The organism is Mesorhizobium sp. M2A.F.Ca.ET.043.05.1.1 (genome assembly GCF_003952445.1).
Classification (GTDB): Bacteria; Pseudomonadota; Alphaproteobacteria; order Rhizobiales; family Rhizobiaceae; genus Mesorhizobium.
Map to the genome: position 1 here is coordinate 5,417,927 of NZ_CP034446.1, position 16,388 is coordinate 5,434,314.

13 protein-coding genes are annotated in these 16,388 nt (G+C 65.2%); 11 read left to right on the forward strand and 2 right to left on the reverse strand.

Annotated features, from left to right (window positions below; all coding sequences use genetic code 11):
- The first annotated feature begins 99 nt into the window (after positions 1-99).
- Both leuS and lptE read left to right on the forward strand, forming a co-directional pair.
- Positions 100-2,727 carry a leucine--tRNA ligase gene (gene leuS, locus EJ069_RS26265; RefSeq protein ID WP_126063783.1) on the forward strand — a complete coding sequence of 876 codons (2,628 nt, stop codon included), beginning with the start codon at positions 100-102 and terminating at the stop codon, positions 2,725-2,727.
- Positions 2,714-3,295, forward strand: coding sequence for an LPS assembly lipoprotein LptE (lptE, locus tag EJ069_RS26270; protein WP_126063784.1), 582 nt, complete (start codon positions 2,714-2,716; stop codon positions 3,293-3,295). Before leuS ends, lptE begins: the two co-directional genes overlap by 14 nt.
- 210 nt (positions 3,296-3,505) lie before the next feature.
- Here the strand turns inward: lptE and fsa are convergent, their stop codons facing one another.
- Positions 3,506-4,162, reverse strand: coding sequence for a fructose-6-phosphate aldolase (gene fsa / locus EJ069_RS26275; protein ID WP_126063785.1), 657 nt, complete (start codon positions 4,160-4,162; stop codon positions 3,506-3,508).
- Between the two features lie 90 nt (positions 4,163-4,252).
- Here fsa and EJ069_RS26280 point away from each other — a divergent pair, with 90 nt between their 5' ends.
- The 8 genes from EJ069_RS26280 to EJ069_RS26315 all read left to right on the forward strand — a co-directional run bounded on the left by EJ069_RS26280 (position 4,253) and on the right by EJ069_RS26315 (position 13,061).
- Complete coding sequence (locus EJ069_RS26280; protein WP_126063786.1) at positions 4,253-6,436, forward strand: primosomal protein N'; 2,184 nt, start codon at positions 4,253-4,255, stop codon at positions 6,434-6,436.
- A 30-nt stretch (positions 6,437-6,466) separates the two neighbouring features.
- Positions 6,467-7,162 carry an aspartate/glutamate racemase family protein gene (locus EJ069_RS26285; protein ID WP_126063787.1) on the forward strand — a complete coding sequence of 232 codons (696 nt, stop codon included), beginning with the start codon at positions 6,467-6,469 and terminating at the stop codon, positions 7,160-7,162.
- A 94-nt stretch (positions 7,163-7,256) separates the two neighbouring features.
- Positions 7,257-7,652, forward strand: a complete 396-nt coding sequence (locus EJ069_RS26290; RefSeq protein WP_042645646.1) for a DUF4345 family protein — start codon at positions 7,257-7,259, stop codon at positions 7,650-7,652.
- Positions 7,653-7,886: 234 nt separating this feature from the next.
- The gene (locus tag EJ069_RS26295) at positions 7,887-8,447 is read left to right on the forward strand and encodes a F0F1 ATP synthase subunit delta (RefSeq protein WP_126063788.1); all 561 of its coding nucleotides are present in this window, start codon (positions 7,887-7,889) and stop codon (positions 8,445-8,447) included.
- Entirely contained in the window at positions 8,447-9,976 is a 1,530-nt protein-coding gene (atpA, locus tag EJ069_RS26300) for a F0F1 ATP synthase subunit alpha (RefSeq protein ID WP_126063789.1), read from the forward strand. Before EJ069_RS26295 ends, atpA begins: the two co-directional genes overlap by 1 nt.
- Positions 9,977-10,009: 33 nt before the next feature.
- Complete coding sequence (locus EJ069_RS26305; protein ID WP_126063790.1) at positions 10,010-10,894, forward strand: F0F1 ATP synthase subunit gamma; 885 nt, start codon at positions 10,010-10,012, stop codon at positions 10,892-10,894.
- Positions 10,895-10,964: 70 nt separating this feature from the next.
- Positions 10,965-12,542, forward strand: a complete 1,578-nt coding sequence (atpD, locus tag EJ069_RS26310; protein WP_040991592.1) for a F0F1 ATP synthase subunit beta — start codon at positions 10,965-10,967, stop codon at positions 12,540-12,542.
- A gap of 111 nt (positions 12,543-12,653) precedes the next feature.
- Complete coding sequence (locus EJ069_RS26315) at positions 12,654-13,061, forward strand: F0F1 ATP synthase subunit epsilon (RefSeq protein WP_040991593.1); 408 nt, start codon at positions 12,654-12,656, stop codon at positions 13,059-13,061.
- Positions 13,062-13,175: 114 nt separating this feature from the next.
- On the opposite strand, the gene EJ069_RS26320 is transcribed toward EJ069_RS26315, so the two are convergent.
- Positions 13,176-14,669, reverse strand: a complete 1,494-nt coding sequence (locus EJ069_RS26320; RefSeq protein WP_126063791.1) for a mannitol dehydrogenase family protein — start codon at positions 14,667-14,669, stop codon at positions 13,176-13,178.
- 307 nt (positions 14,670-14,976) lie between these two features.
- Between EJ069_RS26320 and uxaC the strand changes: the two genes are divergently transcribed.
- Positions 14,977-16,386: a glucuronate isomerase gene (uxaC, locus tag EJ069_RS26325; RefSeq protein WP_126063792.1), complete on the forward strand. Its 1,410-nt coding sequence runs from the start codon at positions 14,977-14,979 to the stop codon at positions 16,384-16,386.
- Positions 16,387-16,388 lie beyond the last annotated feature (2 nt).

Below are 16,388 nucleotides of genomic sequence, written 5' to 3' on the forward strand. Positions count from 1 at the left end.
GACGGGTCCGGCAATCCATGGTGAACACCGCGACGACATTTTCTTGGGCGCTTGGCCATGTCCGGCGCCCTGTGCCTGCTTTTAAGTGAAAAACATCCGATGGCAACCGAACGTTACAATCCGCGCACGTCAGAGCCCAAATGGCAGAAGGCCTGGGCCGAAAAGAAGCTGTTCGAGGCGAGGAACGACGACCCGAAGCCGAAATACTACGTGCTCGAGATGTTCCCCTATCCGTCGGGCAAGATCCATATCGGCCATACACGCAACTATACGATGGGCGACGTGGTGGCGCGCTACAAGCGCGCCAAGGGCTTCAACGTGCTGCATCCGATGGGCTGGGACGCGTTCGGCATGCCGGCCGAAAACGCGGCCATGCAGAACAAGGTCCACCCCAAGGACTGGACCTACGAAAACATCGCCATCATGCGCGAGCAGCTCAAGATGATGGGCCTGTCGCTCGACTGGGCGCGCGAGTTCGCGACTTGCGATGTCGACTACTATCACCGTCAGCAGATGCTGTTCCTCGACTTCGTCGAGAAGGGGCTGGTGACGCGCAAGTCCTCTAAGGTCAACTGGGACCCGGAGGACATGACGGTGCTCGCCAACGAGCAGGTCATCGACGGCCGCGGCTGGCGCTCGGGCGCGTTGGTCGAGCAGCGCGAGCTGACGCAGTGGTTCTTCAAGATCACCGACTTCGCGCAGGATCTGCTGGATTCGCTCAACCTGCTCGAGGAGTGGCCGGAGAAGGTCAAGCTGATGCAGCACAACTGGATCGGCCGCTCCGAAGGCCTGCTGATCCGCTGGCCGCTGGCAAAGCCGGTTGGCGACGCGCATGAGCTCGAAGTCTATACGACAAGGCCCGACACCATCTTCGGCGCTTCCTTCATGGCGGTCGCCGCCGACCACCCGCTGGCGCGGAAAGCCGCCGAGGAGAATGTCGAGCTGGCGAAGTTCATCGAGGAGGTCCGCCATATGGGCACCTCGGTGGCGGCGCTGGAGACGGCCGAGAAGAAGGGTTTTGACACCGACATCCGCGTCGTCCATCCGTTCGACGAGACTTGGACGCTGCCGGTCTATGTCGCCAATTTCGTGCTGATGGAATATGGCACGGGCGCCATTTTCGGCTGCCCATCGGGCGACCAGCGCGACCTTGATTTCGCCAACAAATACGGCCTGCCGGTGATCCCGGTGGTGATGCCGGAAGACGGCGACGCCAAGACCTTCCAGGTCATCGAGGAAGCCTATGTCGACGACGGCGTGATGATCAATTCGCGCTTCCTCGACGGCATGAAGCCGGAGCAGGCTTTCGACGAAGTGGCGAAGCTGCTGGAGGCAAAGACGATCGGCGGCCGGCCGATGGCGGAGCGCAAGGTGAATTTCCGCCTGCGCGACTGGGGCATTTCGCGCCAGCGCTACTGGGGTTGCCCGATCCCGATGATCCATTGCGAAGCCTGCGGTGTGGTGCCGGTGCCGAAGGCCGATCTGCCGGTGAAGCTGCCCGACGACATCGAGTTCGATCGCCCCGGCAATCCGCTCGACCGGCATCCGACCTGGCGGCATGTGAAATGCCCGCAATGCGGCCGCGACGCGCGGCGCGAGACCGACACGATGGACACCTTCGTCGATTCGTCCTGGTATTTCGCGCGCTTCACCGCGCCCTGGGCCAATGAGCCGACCGAGCCGAAAGCGGCCGACGAATGGCTGGCCGTCGACCAGTATATCGGCGGCATCGAGCACGCGATCCTGCATCTGCTCTATTCGCGCTTCTTCACCCGCGCCATGCGCGAGACCGGTCACCTCAATCTGGCGGAGCCGTTCAAGGGCCTGTTCACGCAGGGCATGGTGGTGCACGAGACCTACCGCGTCGGCGGCCCGTCCAACAACGGCCGCTGGCTGTCGCCGAGCGAGGTCAGGCTCGAGGATGTCGGCGGCAAGCGCCTCGCCTTCGAGATCGCCACCGGCGAGGAGGCGACCATCGGCGCGCTGGAGAAGATGTCGAAGTCGAAGAAGAACACGGTGAGCCCGGAAGAGATCACCGACGGCTACGGCGCCGACACGGCGCGCTGGTTCATGCTGTCGGACTCGCCGCCGGAGCGCGACGTCGAGTGGACAGACGATGGCGCGGCCGGCGCGCATCGCTTCGTGCAGCGCATCTGGCGCCTGGTGCAGATCGCAGCCGAATCTCTGCCCGGCGTGAAGCCGGCAGCGGCGAAGGATGGCGATGCGGGCGCCGTGTCGAAGGCCGCGCACAAGATCCTGAAAGCGGTCGGCGAAGACATCGAGAAGCTCGGCTTCAACCGCGCGATCGCTCGCATCTACGAGCTTGCCAATGCGCTGGCGACGCCGCTTAACGACGTTGCCGAAGGCAAGGCGGACGCCGCGCTGAAGGGCGCCTGCCGCGAGGCGGTGGAGATCCTGGTGCACGTCATCGCGCCGGTCATGCCGCATCTGGCGGAGGAATGCTGGGAGGCGCTGGGCGGGACCGAGATGGTCGCCGAGCGGCCCTGGCCGGTCTACGATCCGGCGCTGGTCGTCGACAACGAGATCGTGCTGCCGGTGCAGGTCAACGGCAAGAAGCGCGGGGATTTGACAATTGCCCGCGACGCGGATCAAGGTGCCGTCGAAAAAGCGGTGCTGGCTCTCGACTTCGTGCAAAAAGCACTGGAGGGTAAGGCTCCGCGCAAGGTGATCATCGTCCCGCAGAGGATCGTCAATGTCGTTGCCTGATCCGGTGAAGTCACAAGCGATCCGCCTGCGCGGCCACTTGGCGGTCTGCGGCATGGCCGCCGCGCTTGCGCTGGTCTCGGCTTGCACGGTGCGGCCGCTCTATTCCAACCAGCCGCTGTCGCCCGGATCGCAGCTCAGCGCCTCCGCCGCGCTTGCCTCGATCTCGATCAAGCCGGTCAACACCCGTTACGCGCAGCAAGTGCGCAACAATCTGATCTTCGCTTTCGGGCAGGGTTCGGGCGAGCCGGCCTCGCCCACCTACACGCTCGATCTCGGCGTCACCGAGCTGGTCGAATCGGCGGCCATCGTGCAGGTCCAGACCCAGGAAGACGAGCCGACGGCGGGCACGGTCACGCTGACCGCCAACTATGTGCTGAGAGACACCGCGACCAACACGGTAATCGCCGTCGGGAAGCGCTCGATCCCGTCGTCCTTCGACCGGCCGCGCCAGGAATTCGCGGCCTATCGCGCCCAGATCGATGCCGAGAACCGCGCGGCGCGCGAGTTGGCCGATCTGCTGCGGCTGTCGATTGCGCAGGATCTGGCGAAACACGGCAAGAAAGCCTGAGGCATGTTGATATTCAGGTGAGGCCGGCCTGCAAATGCCAGTTTCCTGCGCTTCCGGTGCTCACGTACTTTAAGTACGCTCCGCTCCGGTTCTCGCAAACTGGCATTTTCGGCTCGCCCTGACCTGAATCTCAACACGCCTCCGCGCCGCTTGCGCCTACAAAAAAGGCCGGTCACCCGGCCTTTTTTCTGTTCTGACAAGATGTCGGCTTCAGCCGATCTTCTGGCCGGTCTTGGCCCAGTCGGCGAGGAAGGCGGCGAGGCCCTTGTCGGTCAGCGGATGGTTGACAAGCGCCTTCAGCGTCGCCGGCGGCGCGGTCACGACATCGGCGCCGATCAGCGCCGCCTGCTTGACATGGTTCACCGTGCGCACCGAGGCGGTCAGGATCTCGGTCTTGAAATCGTAATTGTCGTAGATGGTGCGGATTTCCGAGATCAGCTCCATGCCGTCCGAGCCGGTGTCGTCAATGCGGCCGACGAAGGGCGAGATGAAGGAGGCGCCGGCCTTGGCGGCGAGCAGCGCCTGGTTGGCCGAGAAGCAGAGCGTGACATTGACCATGCGCTTCATCTCGGTGCGGATCGTCTTGCAGGCCTTGAGGCCGTCCAGCGTCAGCGGCACCTTGATGCAGACATTGGTCGCGATCTTGGCCAGCACTTCGGCCTCGGCCATCATCTGCTTGAATTCGGTCGCGACGACCTCGGCCGAGACCGGGCCTTCGACGATGTCGCAGATCTGCTTGGTGACTTCGGCGATCTTGCCGCCCGATTTCAGGATCAGCGACGGGTTGGTGGTGACGCCATCGAGAAGCCCCAGATCGTGCAGTTCCTTAATTTCCTTGATGTCAGCGGTGTCGACAAAAAACTTCATGGCTGTCTCCTTGGGGATTGCCCGGCGGGCGCCAGGCAGATGAGAGGGTCCCCTTTGATCTAGACCAAAGTCAGGGCAAGGTCACGCCTGATGATCGAAGATTCGCCCTTTGTCGCGGCCGCGCCGGTGCTGGTGCCGATGCCTGCCGAACGGCCCTACACCTATGCCGTGCCGCCCGGCATGCGCGTGGTGCCGGGCTCGATCGTGCGCGTGCCGCTCGGGCCGCGCCAGGTGGCCGGCATTGTCTGGGACGGCGCGGTCGAAATGGTCGATGCGAAGAAATTGCGGCCGATCGAAGAGGTCTTCGACTGCCCGCCGATCGACCGCGCCATGCGCCGCTTCGTCGATTGGATCGCGCATTACACGCTGTCGGCGCCGGGCATGGTGGCGCGGATGCTACTGCGCGCGCCGGAGGCTTTCGACCCGGAGCCATGGATCGAAGGGTTGCAGCGCACGCTGGCCGAGCCGGACCGGTTGACGGACGCGCGGCGACGCGTGCTGGAGACGGCCGAGGGCGGACTAGCCTGGACGCGCTCGGGACTGGCGCATGCCGCGGGCGTGTCCTCGACCGTGATCGACGGATTGCGGGCGCAGGGCGTGTTCGAGACGGTGATGATCCCGCCGCGGCCGGTGGTGGCGGCGCCCGACCCCGCTCATGCCGTGCCGGAATTGATGCCGGACCAGGAAGCTGCGGCGGAGAAGCTGCGCGCGGCAATCGCCGCCGATGCCTTCAACGTCACCCTGCTCGACGGCGTCACCGGCTCGGGCAAGACGGAGGTCTATTTCGAAGCGGTGGCGGCGGCGCTCGACAAGGGCAGGCAGGTGCTGATCCTGTTGCCGGAAATCGCGCTGACGCATGCCTTCCTCGAGCGTTTCCAGGACCGGTTCGGCGCCAAGCCGGCGGAGTGGCATTCCGACCTGCCGCCGCGGATGCGCGAACGGGTCTGGCGGCAAGTGGCCGAAGGCGGCGTGCGCGTCGTCGCCGGCGCGCGCTCGGCGCTGTTCCTGCCGTTCAAGGAACTCGGCCTGATCGTCGTCGACGAGGAGCATGATCCCGCCTACAAGCAGGAGGACCGCGTCTTCTACAATGCGCGCGACATGGCGGTGGTGCGCGGCCATATCGGCGGCTTTCCCGTCGTGCTCGCCTCGGCCACGCCGTCGGTCGAAAGCCGGGTCAACGCCAGCCAGGGCCGCTACGACCGGGCCGTGCTGTCGTCGCGTTTCGCGGAAGCAGCACTCCCCGATCTGAAATCGATCGACATGCGGCGTTCGCCACCTGCGCGCGGCGGCTTCCTGTCGCCGATCCTGCTTGAACAGATGCAGCGCACGCTGGAGAGGAAGGAGCAGTCGCTGCTCTTCCTCAACCGGCGCGGCTATGCGCCGCTGACGCTCTGCCGCGTCTGCGGCCATCGCTTCGGCTGCCCGGTCTGCTCGGCCTGGCTTGTCGAGCATCGCTTTCGCGGCCAGCTCGTCTGCCATCATTGCGGCCACAATGAGCGGCGGCCGGAGGCTTGCCCGGAATGCGGCACGCTCGATCATCTGGTGGCCTGCGGGCCGGGTGTCGAGCGAATCGCCGAGGAAGTGGTCGCCCATTTCCCGGATGCCCGCACCATCGTGCTGTCGTCCGACCTTCTGGGCGGCGTGCGCCGGCTGCGGCTGGAGCTGGAGGCCGTCGCCAATGGCGAGGCCGACATCGTCATCGGCACACAGCTCGTCGCCAAGGGGCACAATTTTCCCGGCATGACGCTTGTCGGCGTGGTCGACGCCGATCTCGGGCTGGCCAACGGCGATCCGCGTGCCGCCGAGCGCACCTTCCAGCTGCTCAGCCAGGTGACGGGACGCGCCGGCCGCACCGGCAAGAAGAGCCTCGGCCTGTTGCAGACCTATCAGCCGGATCACCCGGTGATGCGGGCGATCGTTTCGGGCGATTCGGAAGCTTTTTACGAGCGCGAGATCGCCGAGCGCGAGCGGGCAGGACTGCCGCCCTTCGGCCGGCTCGCCGGCATCATTGTGAGCGCGGCGACGCGGGGCGAGGCCGAGGGCCATGCACGAGGCTTGCGCCGCGTGGCGCCCCAGGCTTCGGACTTGTTCGTGCTCGGCCCAGCCGAGGCGCCGCTGTCGCTGATCGGCGGCCGGCACCGCTTCCGCTTGCTTGTCCAGGGCGAACGGCGCGCCGACATGCAAGGCTTCATCCGCGCCATGCTGGCTGAGGGCCCGAAGCTGCGCGGCTCGGTTCGCGTGCAGGTCGACATCGACCCGCAGAGCTTCCTATAAGCGGGAGACAGTCCCAACGGAGTGGTCGCTATGAAAACCCTTGGCCTGATCGGCGGCATGAGCTGGGAATCGACGGCGATCTATTATCGCCTGCTCAACGAGATCGTGCGCGAGCGGCTGGGCGGGCTGCATTCGGCGAAGCTGTTGTTGTGGTCGTTTGATTTCGCCGAGATCGCCGAACGGCAGCATGCGGGCGACTGGGAAGGCGCCGGCGCGCTTTTGGTGGAGGCGGCCCGAAGGTTGGAGGCGGGCGGCGCGGAAGGCCTGGTGATCTGCACCAACACCATGCACAAGCTGGCCGACGCGGTGCAGGCGGCCATCTCGATCCCGCTCATCCATATCGCCGACGCCACCGGACGCGCTGTCGTTGAAGCTGGGGTTAGCCGTCCGGCGCTGCTCGCGACGCGCTTCACCATGGAGCAGGATTTCTACAAAGGCCGTCTCGTGGACAAATACGGCCTCGAGCCGGCGGTGCCGAACCAGGCCGGCCGCGACATGGTGCACAAGGTGATCTATGACGAGCTCTGCCAGGGCATCGTCAGACCCGACTCGAAATCCGCCTATCTCGATGAGGTCGGCCGGATGCGCCGCACCGATCAGGTCGACAGCGTCATCATGGGCTGCACCGAGATCACCATGCTGATCGGGCAGGGCGATTTCGACATTCCGGTGTTCGACACCACACGCATCCATGCCGAGGCCGCGGTCGACTTCGCGCTCGCCTGATGCGCTTTACCTAATGTGCCGGCCATGCTCTGGCGCGCTTTCATTCCCTCGCTAGAATGCCGGTGTTTCAGAGCAAGAAATATGGGGGGACTTTATGGATTTCGCGTTTCCGTGGCCCGCGAGCCAGGGCGAATGGCTGGCCTGGTCGAGCGCCGTCGTGACCCTGGCGCTCGGCCTCTTCCTGTTCCTGGCGCCGGGGCTTGCCTTTCGCGTGCTGCGGCTGCAGCCGAGGCCGGAGAAAGCGGCGGCAATCGCCGAAGGGCGCGGCCGCATGTCGGGCTTCTATCTCGGCGTCAGCCTGTGCTGCATTCTTCTGGCGCAGCCGCTGCTCTACATGGCGCTGGGCTTCTCATGGCTCTTCACCGCCTTCGGCCGCCTGCTGTCGATGATGTCGGACGGCGCCAACACGCCGTTCAACTGGGTTTCGATCGTTGTCGAGCTGGCGCTTGCGGCCCTGCCGCTCGCCTTCGCCTTCGGCTTTGTGCCATGAATCCAGCACTTCCGCTGGACTCTGCCGCCTGATGCGACAAAAGTGCCTGAAAACCATGCCGGACGATGCATTGCGGTCTTAAAAAGCCTGTGCTAGACGGCAATCGACTTTCGACCGGGGATAGCGGAAGCCGCACCTCCGTGCTTGGAAAAATGCAGTAAGGTCAAAGATTTAGCCAGAGTTCCCGCTCGCGCCAACAATCTGCGGCCTGTCAGACAAGAGAAAAGACGGTCCGTGGCCCAATCGTCATCGCCAATCTCAGCTGTCGCAGAACGCTACGCAGGCTCGCTGTTCGAGCTTGCTCTGCAGGACAATTCAGTCGCCAAGGTCGAGGCCGACCTCACGAGCTTCGAGGCGATGCTCAACGGCAGCGACGATCTCAAGCGGCTGATCGACAGCCCGGTGTTCTCCAGCGAGGACCAGGCCAAGGCCATCGCCGCCATCGTCGACAAGGCAGGCATTACCGGTCTGGTCGGCAATTTCCTGCGCGTCGTCGCGAGGAACCGTCGCCTGTTCGCGGTGCCCGGCATGATCAAGGCGTTCCGCCAGATCGCCGCCGACCATCGCGGCGAGGCTTCCGCCGAGGTCATCTCGGCGCATGCGCTGACGGCCGCGCAGCAGACTGAACTGAAGGCGACGCTGAAGAGCATCGCCGGCAAGGATGTGGCCATCGCCATGACCGTCGATCCGTCGCTGCTCGGCGGCCTGATCGTCAAGATGGGCTCGCGCCAGATCGATACGTCGCTCAAAACCAAACTCAATTCGCTCAAGCTTGCACTGAAAGAGGTCGGCTGATGGACATCCGCGCCGCGGAAATTTCCGCAATTCTGAAAGACCAGATCAAGAATTTCGGCAAGGAGGCCGAGGTCTCCGAAGTCGGTCAGGTTCTGTCCGTCGGTGACGGCATCGCCCGCGTCTACGGCCTCGACAATGTCCAGGCCGGCGAGATGGTCGAGTTCCCGGGCGGCATCCGCGGCATGGCGCTGAACCTCGAAGCCGACAATGTCGGCGTCGTCATCTTCGGCAACGACCGCGACATCAAGGAAGGCGACACCGTCAAGCGCACGGGCGCCATCGTCGACGTTCCGGTCGGCCCCGGCCTGCTCGGCCGCGTCGTCGACGCGCTCGGCAACCCGATCGACGGCAAGGGTCCGATCCAGGCCACCGAGCGCAAGCGCGTCGACGTCAAGGCGCCCGGCATCATTCCGCGCAAGTCGGTGCATGAGCCGATGTCGACCGGCCTCAAGGCCATCGACGCGCTGATCCCGGTCGGCCGCGGCCAGCGCGAGCTGGTCATCGGCGACCGCCAGACCGGCAAGACCGCCATCATCCTGGACACGATGCTGAACCAGAAGTCGGTGCACGACAACGGCCCGGAGAAGGAAAAGCTCTACTGCGTCTACGTCGCCGTCGGCCAGAAGCGCTCGACCGTCGCGCAGTTCGTCAAGGTGCTGGAGGAGCGCGGCGCGCTCGACTACTCCATCATCATCGCCGCCACCGCGTCCGACCCGGCGCCGATGCAGTTCCTGGCGCCGTTCGCCGGCTGCACCATGGGCGAGTATTTCCGCGACAACGGCATGCATGCGCTGATCAGCTATGACGACCTGTCGAAGCAGGCCGTCGCGTATCGCCAGATGTCGCTCTTGCTGCGCCGCCCGCCGGGCCGCGAAGCCTATCCGGGCGACGTCTTCTACCTGCACTCGCGCCTGCTCGAGCGCGCCGCCAAGCTCAACGACGACAATGGCGCCGGCTCGCTGACCGCGCTGCCGGTCATCGAGACGCAGGCCAACGACGTGTCGGCCTACATCCCGACCAACGTGATCTCGATCACCGACGGCCAGATCTTCCTCGAGACCAACCTGTTCTTCCAGGGCATCCGCCCGGCGGTGAATGTCGGCCTGTCGGTGTCGCGCGTCGGCTCGTCGGCGCAGGTCAAGGCGATGAAGCAGGTCGCGGGCTCGATCAAGGGCGAGCTCGCGCAGTACCGCGAGATGGCGGCCTTCGCGCAGTTCGGCTCGGACCTCGACGCCGCCACGCAGCGTCTCTTGAACCGCGGTTCGCGGCTGACGGAGCTGCTCAAGCAGCCGCAATTCTCGCCGCTCAAGACGGAAGAGCAGGTCGCGGTGATCTTCGCCGGCGTCAACGGCTATCTCGACAAGCTGCCGCTCAATCAGGTCGGCAAGTTCGAGCATGGCCTGCTCAGCCACATGCGCTCGGCCGGCAAGGACGTGCTCGACGGCATCCGCAAGGAGAAGGCGCTGTCGGACGATCTGCGCGCCAAGCTGAAGGCGGAAATCGACGCTTTCGCCAAGACCTTCGCTTGAACGAAGCCGGACGCACGGGATCAGGTTTGAAGCATGGCTTCGTTAAAAGACCTTCGTAACCGCATCGCCTCGGTCAAGGCGACGCAGAAGATCACCAAGGCGATGCAGATGGTCGCCGCGGCGAAGCTGCGTCGCGCGCAGGAGGCGGCGGAAGCCGCCCGACCCTATTCCGAGCGCATGGGCGCGGTTCTGGCCAACATCACCCAGGCGATCGGCGGCGGCGGCGATGCCCCGGCGCTGATGACCGGAACCGGCCGGGATGATGTGCATCTGCTCATCGTCTGCACCGCAGAGCGCGGCCTGTGCGGCGGCTTCAACTCGCAGATCGCACGGCTTGCCCGCGACCATATCCGCAGGCTTCTGGCCGACGGCAAGCAGGTCAAGATCATCTGCGTTGGCAAGAAGGGTTTCGACATCCTGCGCCGCGACTACGGCGCGCTGATCCTCGAACGCGTCGACCTGCGCGAGGTCAAGACGCTCGGCTTCGTCAACGCCGATGCGATCGCGCGCAAGGTCATCCACCTGTTCAACGAAGGCGGCTTCGACATCTGCACGCTGTTCTATTCGCAGTTCAAGTCGGTGATCAGCCAGATCCCGACGGCGCAGCAGATCATCCCGGCGGCACAGGCCTCGGCCGCCGCCGCGACGGGCAACGGCGCCACCGCGGTCTACGAATACGAGCCGGAGCCGGGCGAGATCCTCTCCGACCTCATCCCGCGCAACATCGCGGTGCAGATTTTCCGGGCGCTGCTCGAAAACGCGGCCGGCGAGATGGGCGCCAAGATGAGCGCGATGGATAATGCGACGCGCAATGCCGGCGACATGATCAACAGGCTGTCGATCACCTACAACCGCCAGCGGCAGGCGCAGATCACCAAGGAACTGATCGAAATCATTTCGGGCGCCGAGGCGCTCTAGGCGCGCGCGGGCGGGGTCCCAAAGGCCTCGCAGCGGCGTGAACAACGGATAGACGAAAAGGGCAAAGACGATGGCGAAAGCAGCTACCCCGAAGACCGCGGCCAAGGAGGCATCGGCCCCGAAAGCGGCAAAGGCCCCGGCAGCAGCCGCGAAGGCCGCCGCTCCGGCGAAGAAGGCGGCCGCTCCGGCCAAGGCCGCGGCTTCCGCGGCGAGCGTCGCGGCCAAGCGCGTCGGCGCCGCCGGCAAAGTCCGCCAGGTCATCGGCGCCGTGGTCGACGTGCAGTTCGAAGATCACCTGCCGGCCATTCTGAACGCGCTGGAAACCGACAATGTCGGCAACCGCCTCGTGCTCGAGGTCGCCCAGCATCTCGGCGAGAACACCGTGCGCTGCATCGCCATGGACTCGACCGAAGGCCTGGTCCGCGGCCAGGACGTCTTTGACACCGGCGCGCCGATCTCGGTTCCGGTGGGTCCGGGCATGCTCGGCCGCATCATCAACGTCATCGGCGAGCCGGTCGACGAGGCCGGTCCGGTCGACGCCGTCGAGCTGCGCGCCATCCACCAGCCGGCTCCGGCCTATGTCGACCAGTCGACGGAAGCGCAGATCCTGGTCACCGGCATCAAGGTTCTCGACCTCTTGGCGCCTTACGCCCGCGGCGGCAAGATCGGCCTGTTCGGCGGCGCCGGCGTCGGCAAGACCGTGCTGATCCAGGAACTGATCAACAACGTCGCCAAGGCCCACGGCGGCTTCTCGGTGTTCGCCGGCGTCGGCGAGCGCACCCGCGAAGGCAACGACCTCTATCACGAGTTCATCGAATCGGGCGTCAACAAGAAGGGCGGCGGCCAGGGCTCGAAGGCGGCGCTCGTGTACGGCCAGATGAACGAACCGCCGGGCGCCCGCGCCCGCGTCGGCCTTACCGGTCTGACGGTCGCCGAATATTTCCGCGACCAGGGCCAGGACGTGCTGTTCTTCGTCGACAACATCTTCCGCTTCACGCAGGCGGGCTCGGAAGTGTCGGCGCTGCTCGGCCGCATTCCTTCCGCCGTGGGTTACCAGCCGACGCTGGCCACCGACATGGGCGCGCTGCAGGAACGCATCACGACGACGACAAAGGGCTCGATCACCTCGGTGCAGGCGATCTACGTGCCGGCCGACGACTTGACCGACCCGGCGCCGGCGACCTCCTTCGCGCACCTTGATGCGACGACCGTGCTCAACCGCGCGATCTCGGAAAAGGGCATCTATCCGGCCGTCGACCCGCTCGATTCGACCTCGCGCATGCTCGACCCGATGGTCGTCGGCGAGGAACACTATCAGGTCGCCCGCCAGGTGCAGTCGATCCTTCAGCGCTACAAGTCGCTGCAGGACATCATCGCCATCCTGGGCATGGACGAGCTGTCCGAAGAGGACAAGCAGACAGTGGCCCGCGCCCGCAAGATCGAGCGCTTCCTGTCGCAGCCGTTCTTCGTCGCCGAAGTCTTCACCGGCTCGCCGGGCAAGCTGGTAGACCTCGCCGACACCATCAAGGGCTTCAAGGGCCTCTGCGCTGGCGACTACGACCACCTGCCGGAAGCCGCCTTCTATATGGTCGGCGGCATCGACGAGGCGGTCGAGAAGGCGCAGCGCCTGGCGGCTGAAGCGGCATAATTGAGGCAATAGGGAGTAGTCAGTAGTCGGTAGTGAATAAGCAGCTGGGTGATCAGGACAGATGTCCTCTCCCTACTCCCTACTCACTATTCCCTACTCACTAAATTGATCATGGCTGAAGCTTTCAAGTTCGAACTGGTCTCGCCGGAACGGCTGCTCGTCTCCGAGCAGGTCGAGTCCGTCGTCATTCCGGGCGCCGAAGGCGAGATGACGGTGATGGCGCAGCACGCGCCGGTCATGACCACCATCAAGCCCGGCGTCGTCACGGTGAAGGCGGCCAGCGGCAAGGAAGACCGCTACGTTGTGTTCGGCGGTTTCGCCGACATCCTGCCGTCCGGCTGCACGCTGCTTGCCGAATCGGCGGTGCATGTGAACGACATCGACCGTGCGGACCTGGCGCGTCGCATCCAGGACGCCAAGGAAGACGCCGCCGACGCCAAGGACGACGTGGCGCGCAGCCGCGCCGAGCAGTTCCTCGCCCAGCTCACCACGCTGGAAGGCGCGCTGCTGCCGGCCTGATCGTTGTTGAAAATGCGAGATTGAAAAAGCGGGCTTGCCCCGCTTTTTTGTTTGCTGTTGCAAGACAGTTTCGCGCTGCTTGGGGCGCAATCCGGCGGGTCGGCGGGCGGGTAGCTACTCGGCCAGCCTGGGCGGCTCGTTGCCAATGCCGAGCGCGGCAAAGGCCAGCTTCGGACCGCCTTGCTTGAAATGGACCAGATGCGTGGCGACAAACTCGATCAACCGCTGGCGCTCCGCGTGCCCTATGGCGAAGCCGGCGAGGTCGAACACGGCTTCGGTCATCTTTGCCGTTGGCAGATCCCGGCCGAACAGTTCATTCAGGGCGGCGTCGAGCGGGTCGGTGAAATGGCCTTCTGGCAAAGCACCGCCGCGCGCGGCGCATGCCGCGATCCAGGCGGCGACAACCAGCGACAGATGTTCCGGCAGCAGGCCCGCCTCCAGCCTGGCAAGCGCTGAAGCGACGATGCGTTGCGGCAGCTTCTGGCTGCCGTCATTAGCGATCTGCGCGGTGCGGTGGGCGAGCGCGGTGTTCGAAAACCGATCTGCGAGCTCGGCTGTGTAGGCGGTTGTGTCGAGCCCGGCATCCTGCGGCAGCGTCGGAATAGCTTCGGCCCAAAGCCGGTCGACGAACCGCCGGATTGCCGGATCGGCGAAGGCGCGGTCGACCGTGGCATGGCCGCTGAGCAGGCCGAGATAGGCGATGCCTGAATGCGCGCCGTTGAGCAGCCTCAGCTTCATATCCTCGAAGGGGCCGACATCCTCGACCATGGTGACGCCGAATCTCTCCCAGGCCGGCCGGCCGGCCGGGAAACGATCCTCGATCACCCATTGGCGGAAGGGCTCGGTCATCACCGGCCAGGCATCCTCGACGCCGAGCTGTTGGCCGATGCGCGTCCGGTCGGCATCCGTTGTCGCCGGCACGATGCGGTCGACCATGGAGGACGGGAAGGCGACCTCGTCGGCGACATGGCGCCCAAGATCGGCATCGCGCAGCTTGGCGAATTCGATCAGCAGCCGGTGCAGCGTGGCGCCGTTGGCGGGAAGGTTGTCGCAGCAGAGCACCGTGAAAGGCGGCGTGCCGGCAATGCTGCGGCGCGCCAGTGACTCGGCGAGAAAGCCATGCGCCGTCCTCGGGGATCCGGGGTTGGCGAGATCGTGGACGATGTCGGGGTGCGCGCTGTCGAGCGTGCCGTCTGCTGCCCTGAGATAAGCCTTCTCGGTGATGGTCAGCGTCACGATACGGATGCGCGGGTCGGTCAGCGCGGCGAGCACCGCGCCGGGATCCTCCGGAGCGACGAGCAAGGACTGGATCGAGCCGATCACCTGCAGCTGTTCGCCGGCGCTGTCCCTGATCGCAAGCGTGTAGAGCCCGTCCTGCGGCTTGAGCGCGTCGCGCGTGTCGGGGCTGCGCAGCGAGACGCCGACGATGCCCCAATTGCTCTCGCCATCCGCCAGGCAGGCGTCGACATAGGCAGCCTGGTGGGCGCGATGAAAGGCGCCGACGCCAAGATGGACGATGCCGGGCGTGACGGAATTACGGGCGTAGCGAGGAACAAGGACTTCGGCCGGTAGCTTCGCGATGGTGACGTTGGACAGGCGACCATTCATGGGAAGCGAAGTCTCCGATCGGGTTGCCCGCCTGATGCCGGGTGAAAACGATGGCAGCGACGTAACATCCGCTGTCGGCGCGCACAATGGCTGCGTTGCTTTTGAGAGCCGCCATGCAATCGATCGTTTTGTATGTTGATATTGCCTCCGACAGATACACCGTTAGATCAAGATGACGTTTCGTCGAATCGCCATTGCGGTCTAACTCTTTGTCGGGGCATGGTCTTTTCCGGAACCGGTTTCCGCTTTTCGCGTTCGCCGGCCTTCGGTTCGAGATCCTGCTTCGACCCAATCCGGGAGGAGCCAAGTGGCCGCATTGACCGATCCCGATCTGCTGTTTCCCCCCGAGGCGAATTCGCGCGCACTGGCCCGCGCCCTTTATGCCGGCGTGAAAGACCTGCCCATCGTCAGCCCGCACGCTCATACCGACCCGCGCTGGTATGCGCTCAACGAGCCGTTCCCCGATCCGGCGCAATTGCTGATCGTGCCGGACCATTACGTTCTTCGCATGCTGTTCAGCCAGGGCTTGCGGCTGGAAGAACTCGGCGTGCCGCCGCTCGATGGCGCGCCGGTCGAGACCGACGGCCGGGCGATCTGGCGTCGCTTCGCCGAGCATTACTATCTCTTCCGAGGCACGCCGACCCGGCTCTGGCTCGACCATGTGTTCGCGCATCTGTTCGGCATCGAGGAGCCGCTCACCGCTGCCAGTGCCGACCGCACCTACGATACGATCGCCACGCTGCTGCAACGCGAAGACTATCGTCCGCGCGCGCTGTTCGAGCGCTTCAACATCGAGGTGATCGCCACGACCGACGGCGCGCTCGACGATCTCAAATGGCACCGGACGATCCGCGACAGCGGCTGGAGCGGCCGCGTCGTCACGGCCTACCGGCCGGACGCGGTGGTCGATCCCGATTTCGAAGGGTTTTCGGCCAATCTCGATCGCCTCGGCGACATCACCGGATGCGATACCGGCACATGGACGGGCTATCTCGAAGCGCATCGGAAGCGCCGCGCCTATTTCAAGCAATTCGGCGCCACCTCGTCCGATCACGGCCATCCGACCGCCGAGACCGCCAATCTCTCCGACGCGGCGGCCGAGGAGCTGTTCAACCGTATCCGCCGCGGCTCCGACGACGAGCGCGAGCGGCGGCTGTTCAGGGCGCAAATGCTGACCGAAATGGCCAAGATGAGCCGCGACGACGGCTTGGTGATGCAGATCCATCCCGGATCATGGCGCAATCATTCCCCTGCCGTTTTCCAGAAATTCGGCCGCGACAAGGGCTTCGATATCCCGACGCGCGCCGACTATGTGACGGCGCTGAAGCCGCTGCTCGACTGCGTCGGGCTGGAGCGCGACCTCACGATCATCCTGTTCACCCTGGACGAGTCGAGCTACGCGCGCGAGCTGGCGCCGCTCGCCGGCGTCTATCCGGCGCTGAAGCTGGGGCCGGCCTGGTGGTTCCACGACAGCCCGGAAGGCATGCGCCGCTTCCGCGAGATGACCACCGAGACGGCCGGTTTTTACAACACCGTCGGCTTCAACGACGACACGCGCGCCTTTCCGTCGATCCCGGCGCGGCACGACGTCGCGCGCCGCGTCGACTGCGCCTTCCTGGCGCGGCTGGTCGCCGAGCATCGGCTGCGCGAGGACGAGGCGCATGAACTGGCGCGCGATCTTGCCTATACACTTGCCAAGAAGGCCTACCGGCTCTGAGC

Excerpts from the sequence above, each read along its gene's own strand:
- leuS (WP_126063783.1), top strand. The coding sequence starts at position 100 with ATGGCAACCGAACGTTACAATCCGCGCACGTCAGAGCCCAAATGGCAG.
- lptE (WP_126063784.1), top strand. The coding sequence starts at position 2,714 with ATGTCGTTGCCTGATCCGGTGAAGTCACAAGCGATCCGCCTGCGCGGC.
- fsa (WP_126063785.1), bottom strand. The coding sequence starts at position 4,162 with ATGAAGTTTTTTGTCGACACCGCTGACATCAAGGAAATTAAGGAACTG.
- EJ069_RS26280 (WP_126063786.1), top strand. The coding sequence starts at position 4,253 with ATGATCGAAGATTCGCCCTTTGTCGCGGCCGCGCCGGTGCTGGTGCCG.
- EJ069_RS26285 (WP_126063787.1), top strand. The coding sequence starts at position 6,467 with ATGAAAACCCTTGGCCTGATCGGCGGCATGAGCTGGGAATCGACGGCG.
- EJ069_RS26290 (WP_042645646.1), top strand. The coding sequence starts at position 7,257 with ATGGATTTCGCGTTTCCGTGGCCCGCGAGCCAGGGCGAATGGCTGGCC.
- atpA (WP_126063789.1), top strand. The coding sequence starts at position 8,447 with ATGGACATCCGCGCCGCGGAAATTTCCGCAATTCTGAAAGACCAGATC.
- EJ069_RS26305 (WP_126063790.1), top strand. The coding sequence starts at position 10,010 with ATGGCTTCGTTAAAAGACCTTCGTAACCGCATCGCCTCGGTCAAGGCG.
- atpD (WP_040991592.1), top strand. The coding sequence starts at position 10,965 with ATGGCGAAAGCAGCTACCCCGAAGACCGCGGCCAAGGAGGCATCGGCC.
- EJ069_RS26315 (WP_040991593.1), top strand. The coding sequence starts at position 12,654 with ATGGCTGAAGCTTTCAAGTTCGAACTGGTCTCGCCGGAACGGCTGCTC.
- EJ069_RS26320 (WP_126063791.1), bottom strand. The coding sequence starts at position 14,669 with ATGAATGGTCGCCTGTCCAACGTCACCATCGCGAAGCTACCGGCCGAA.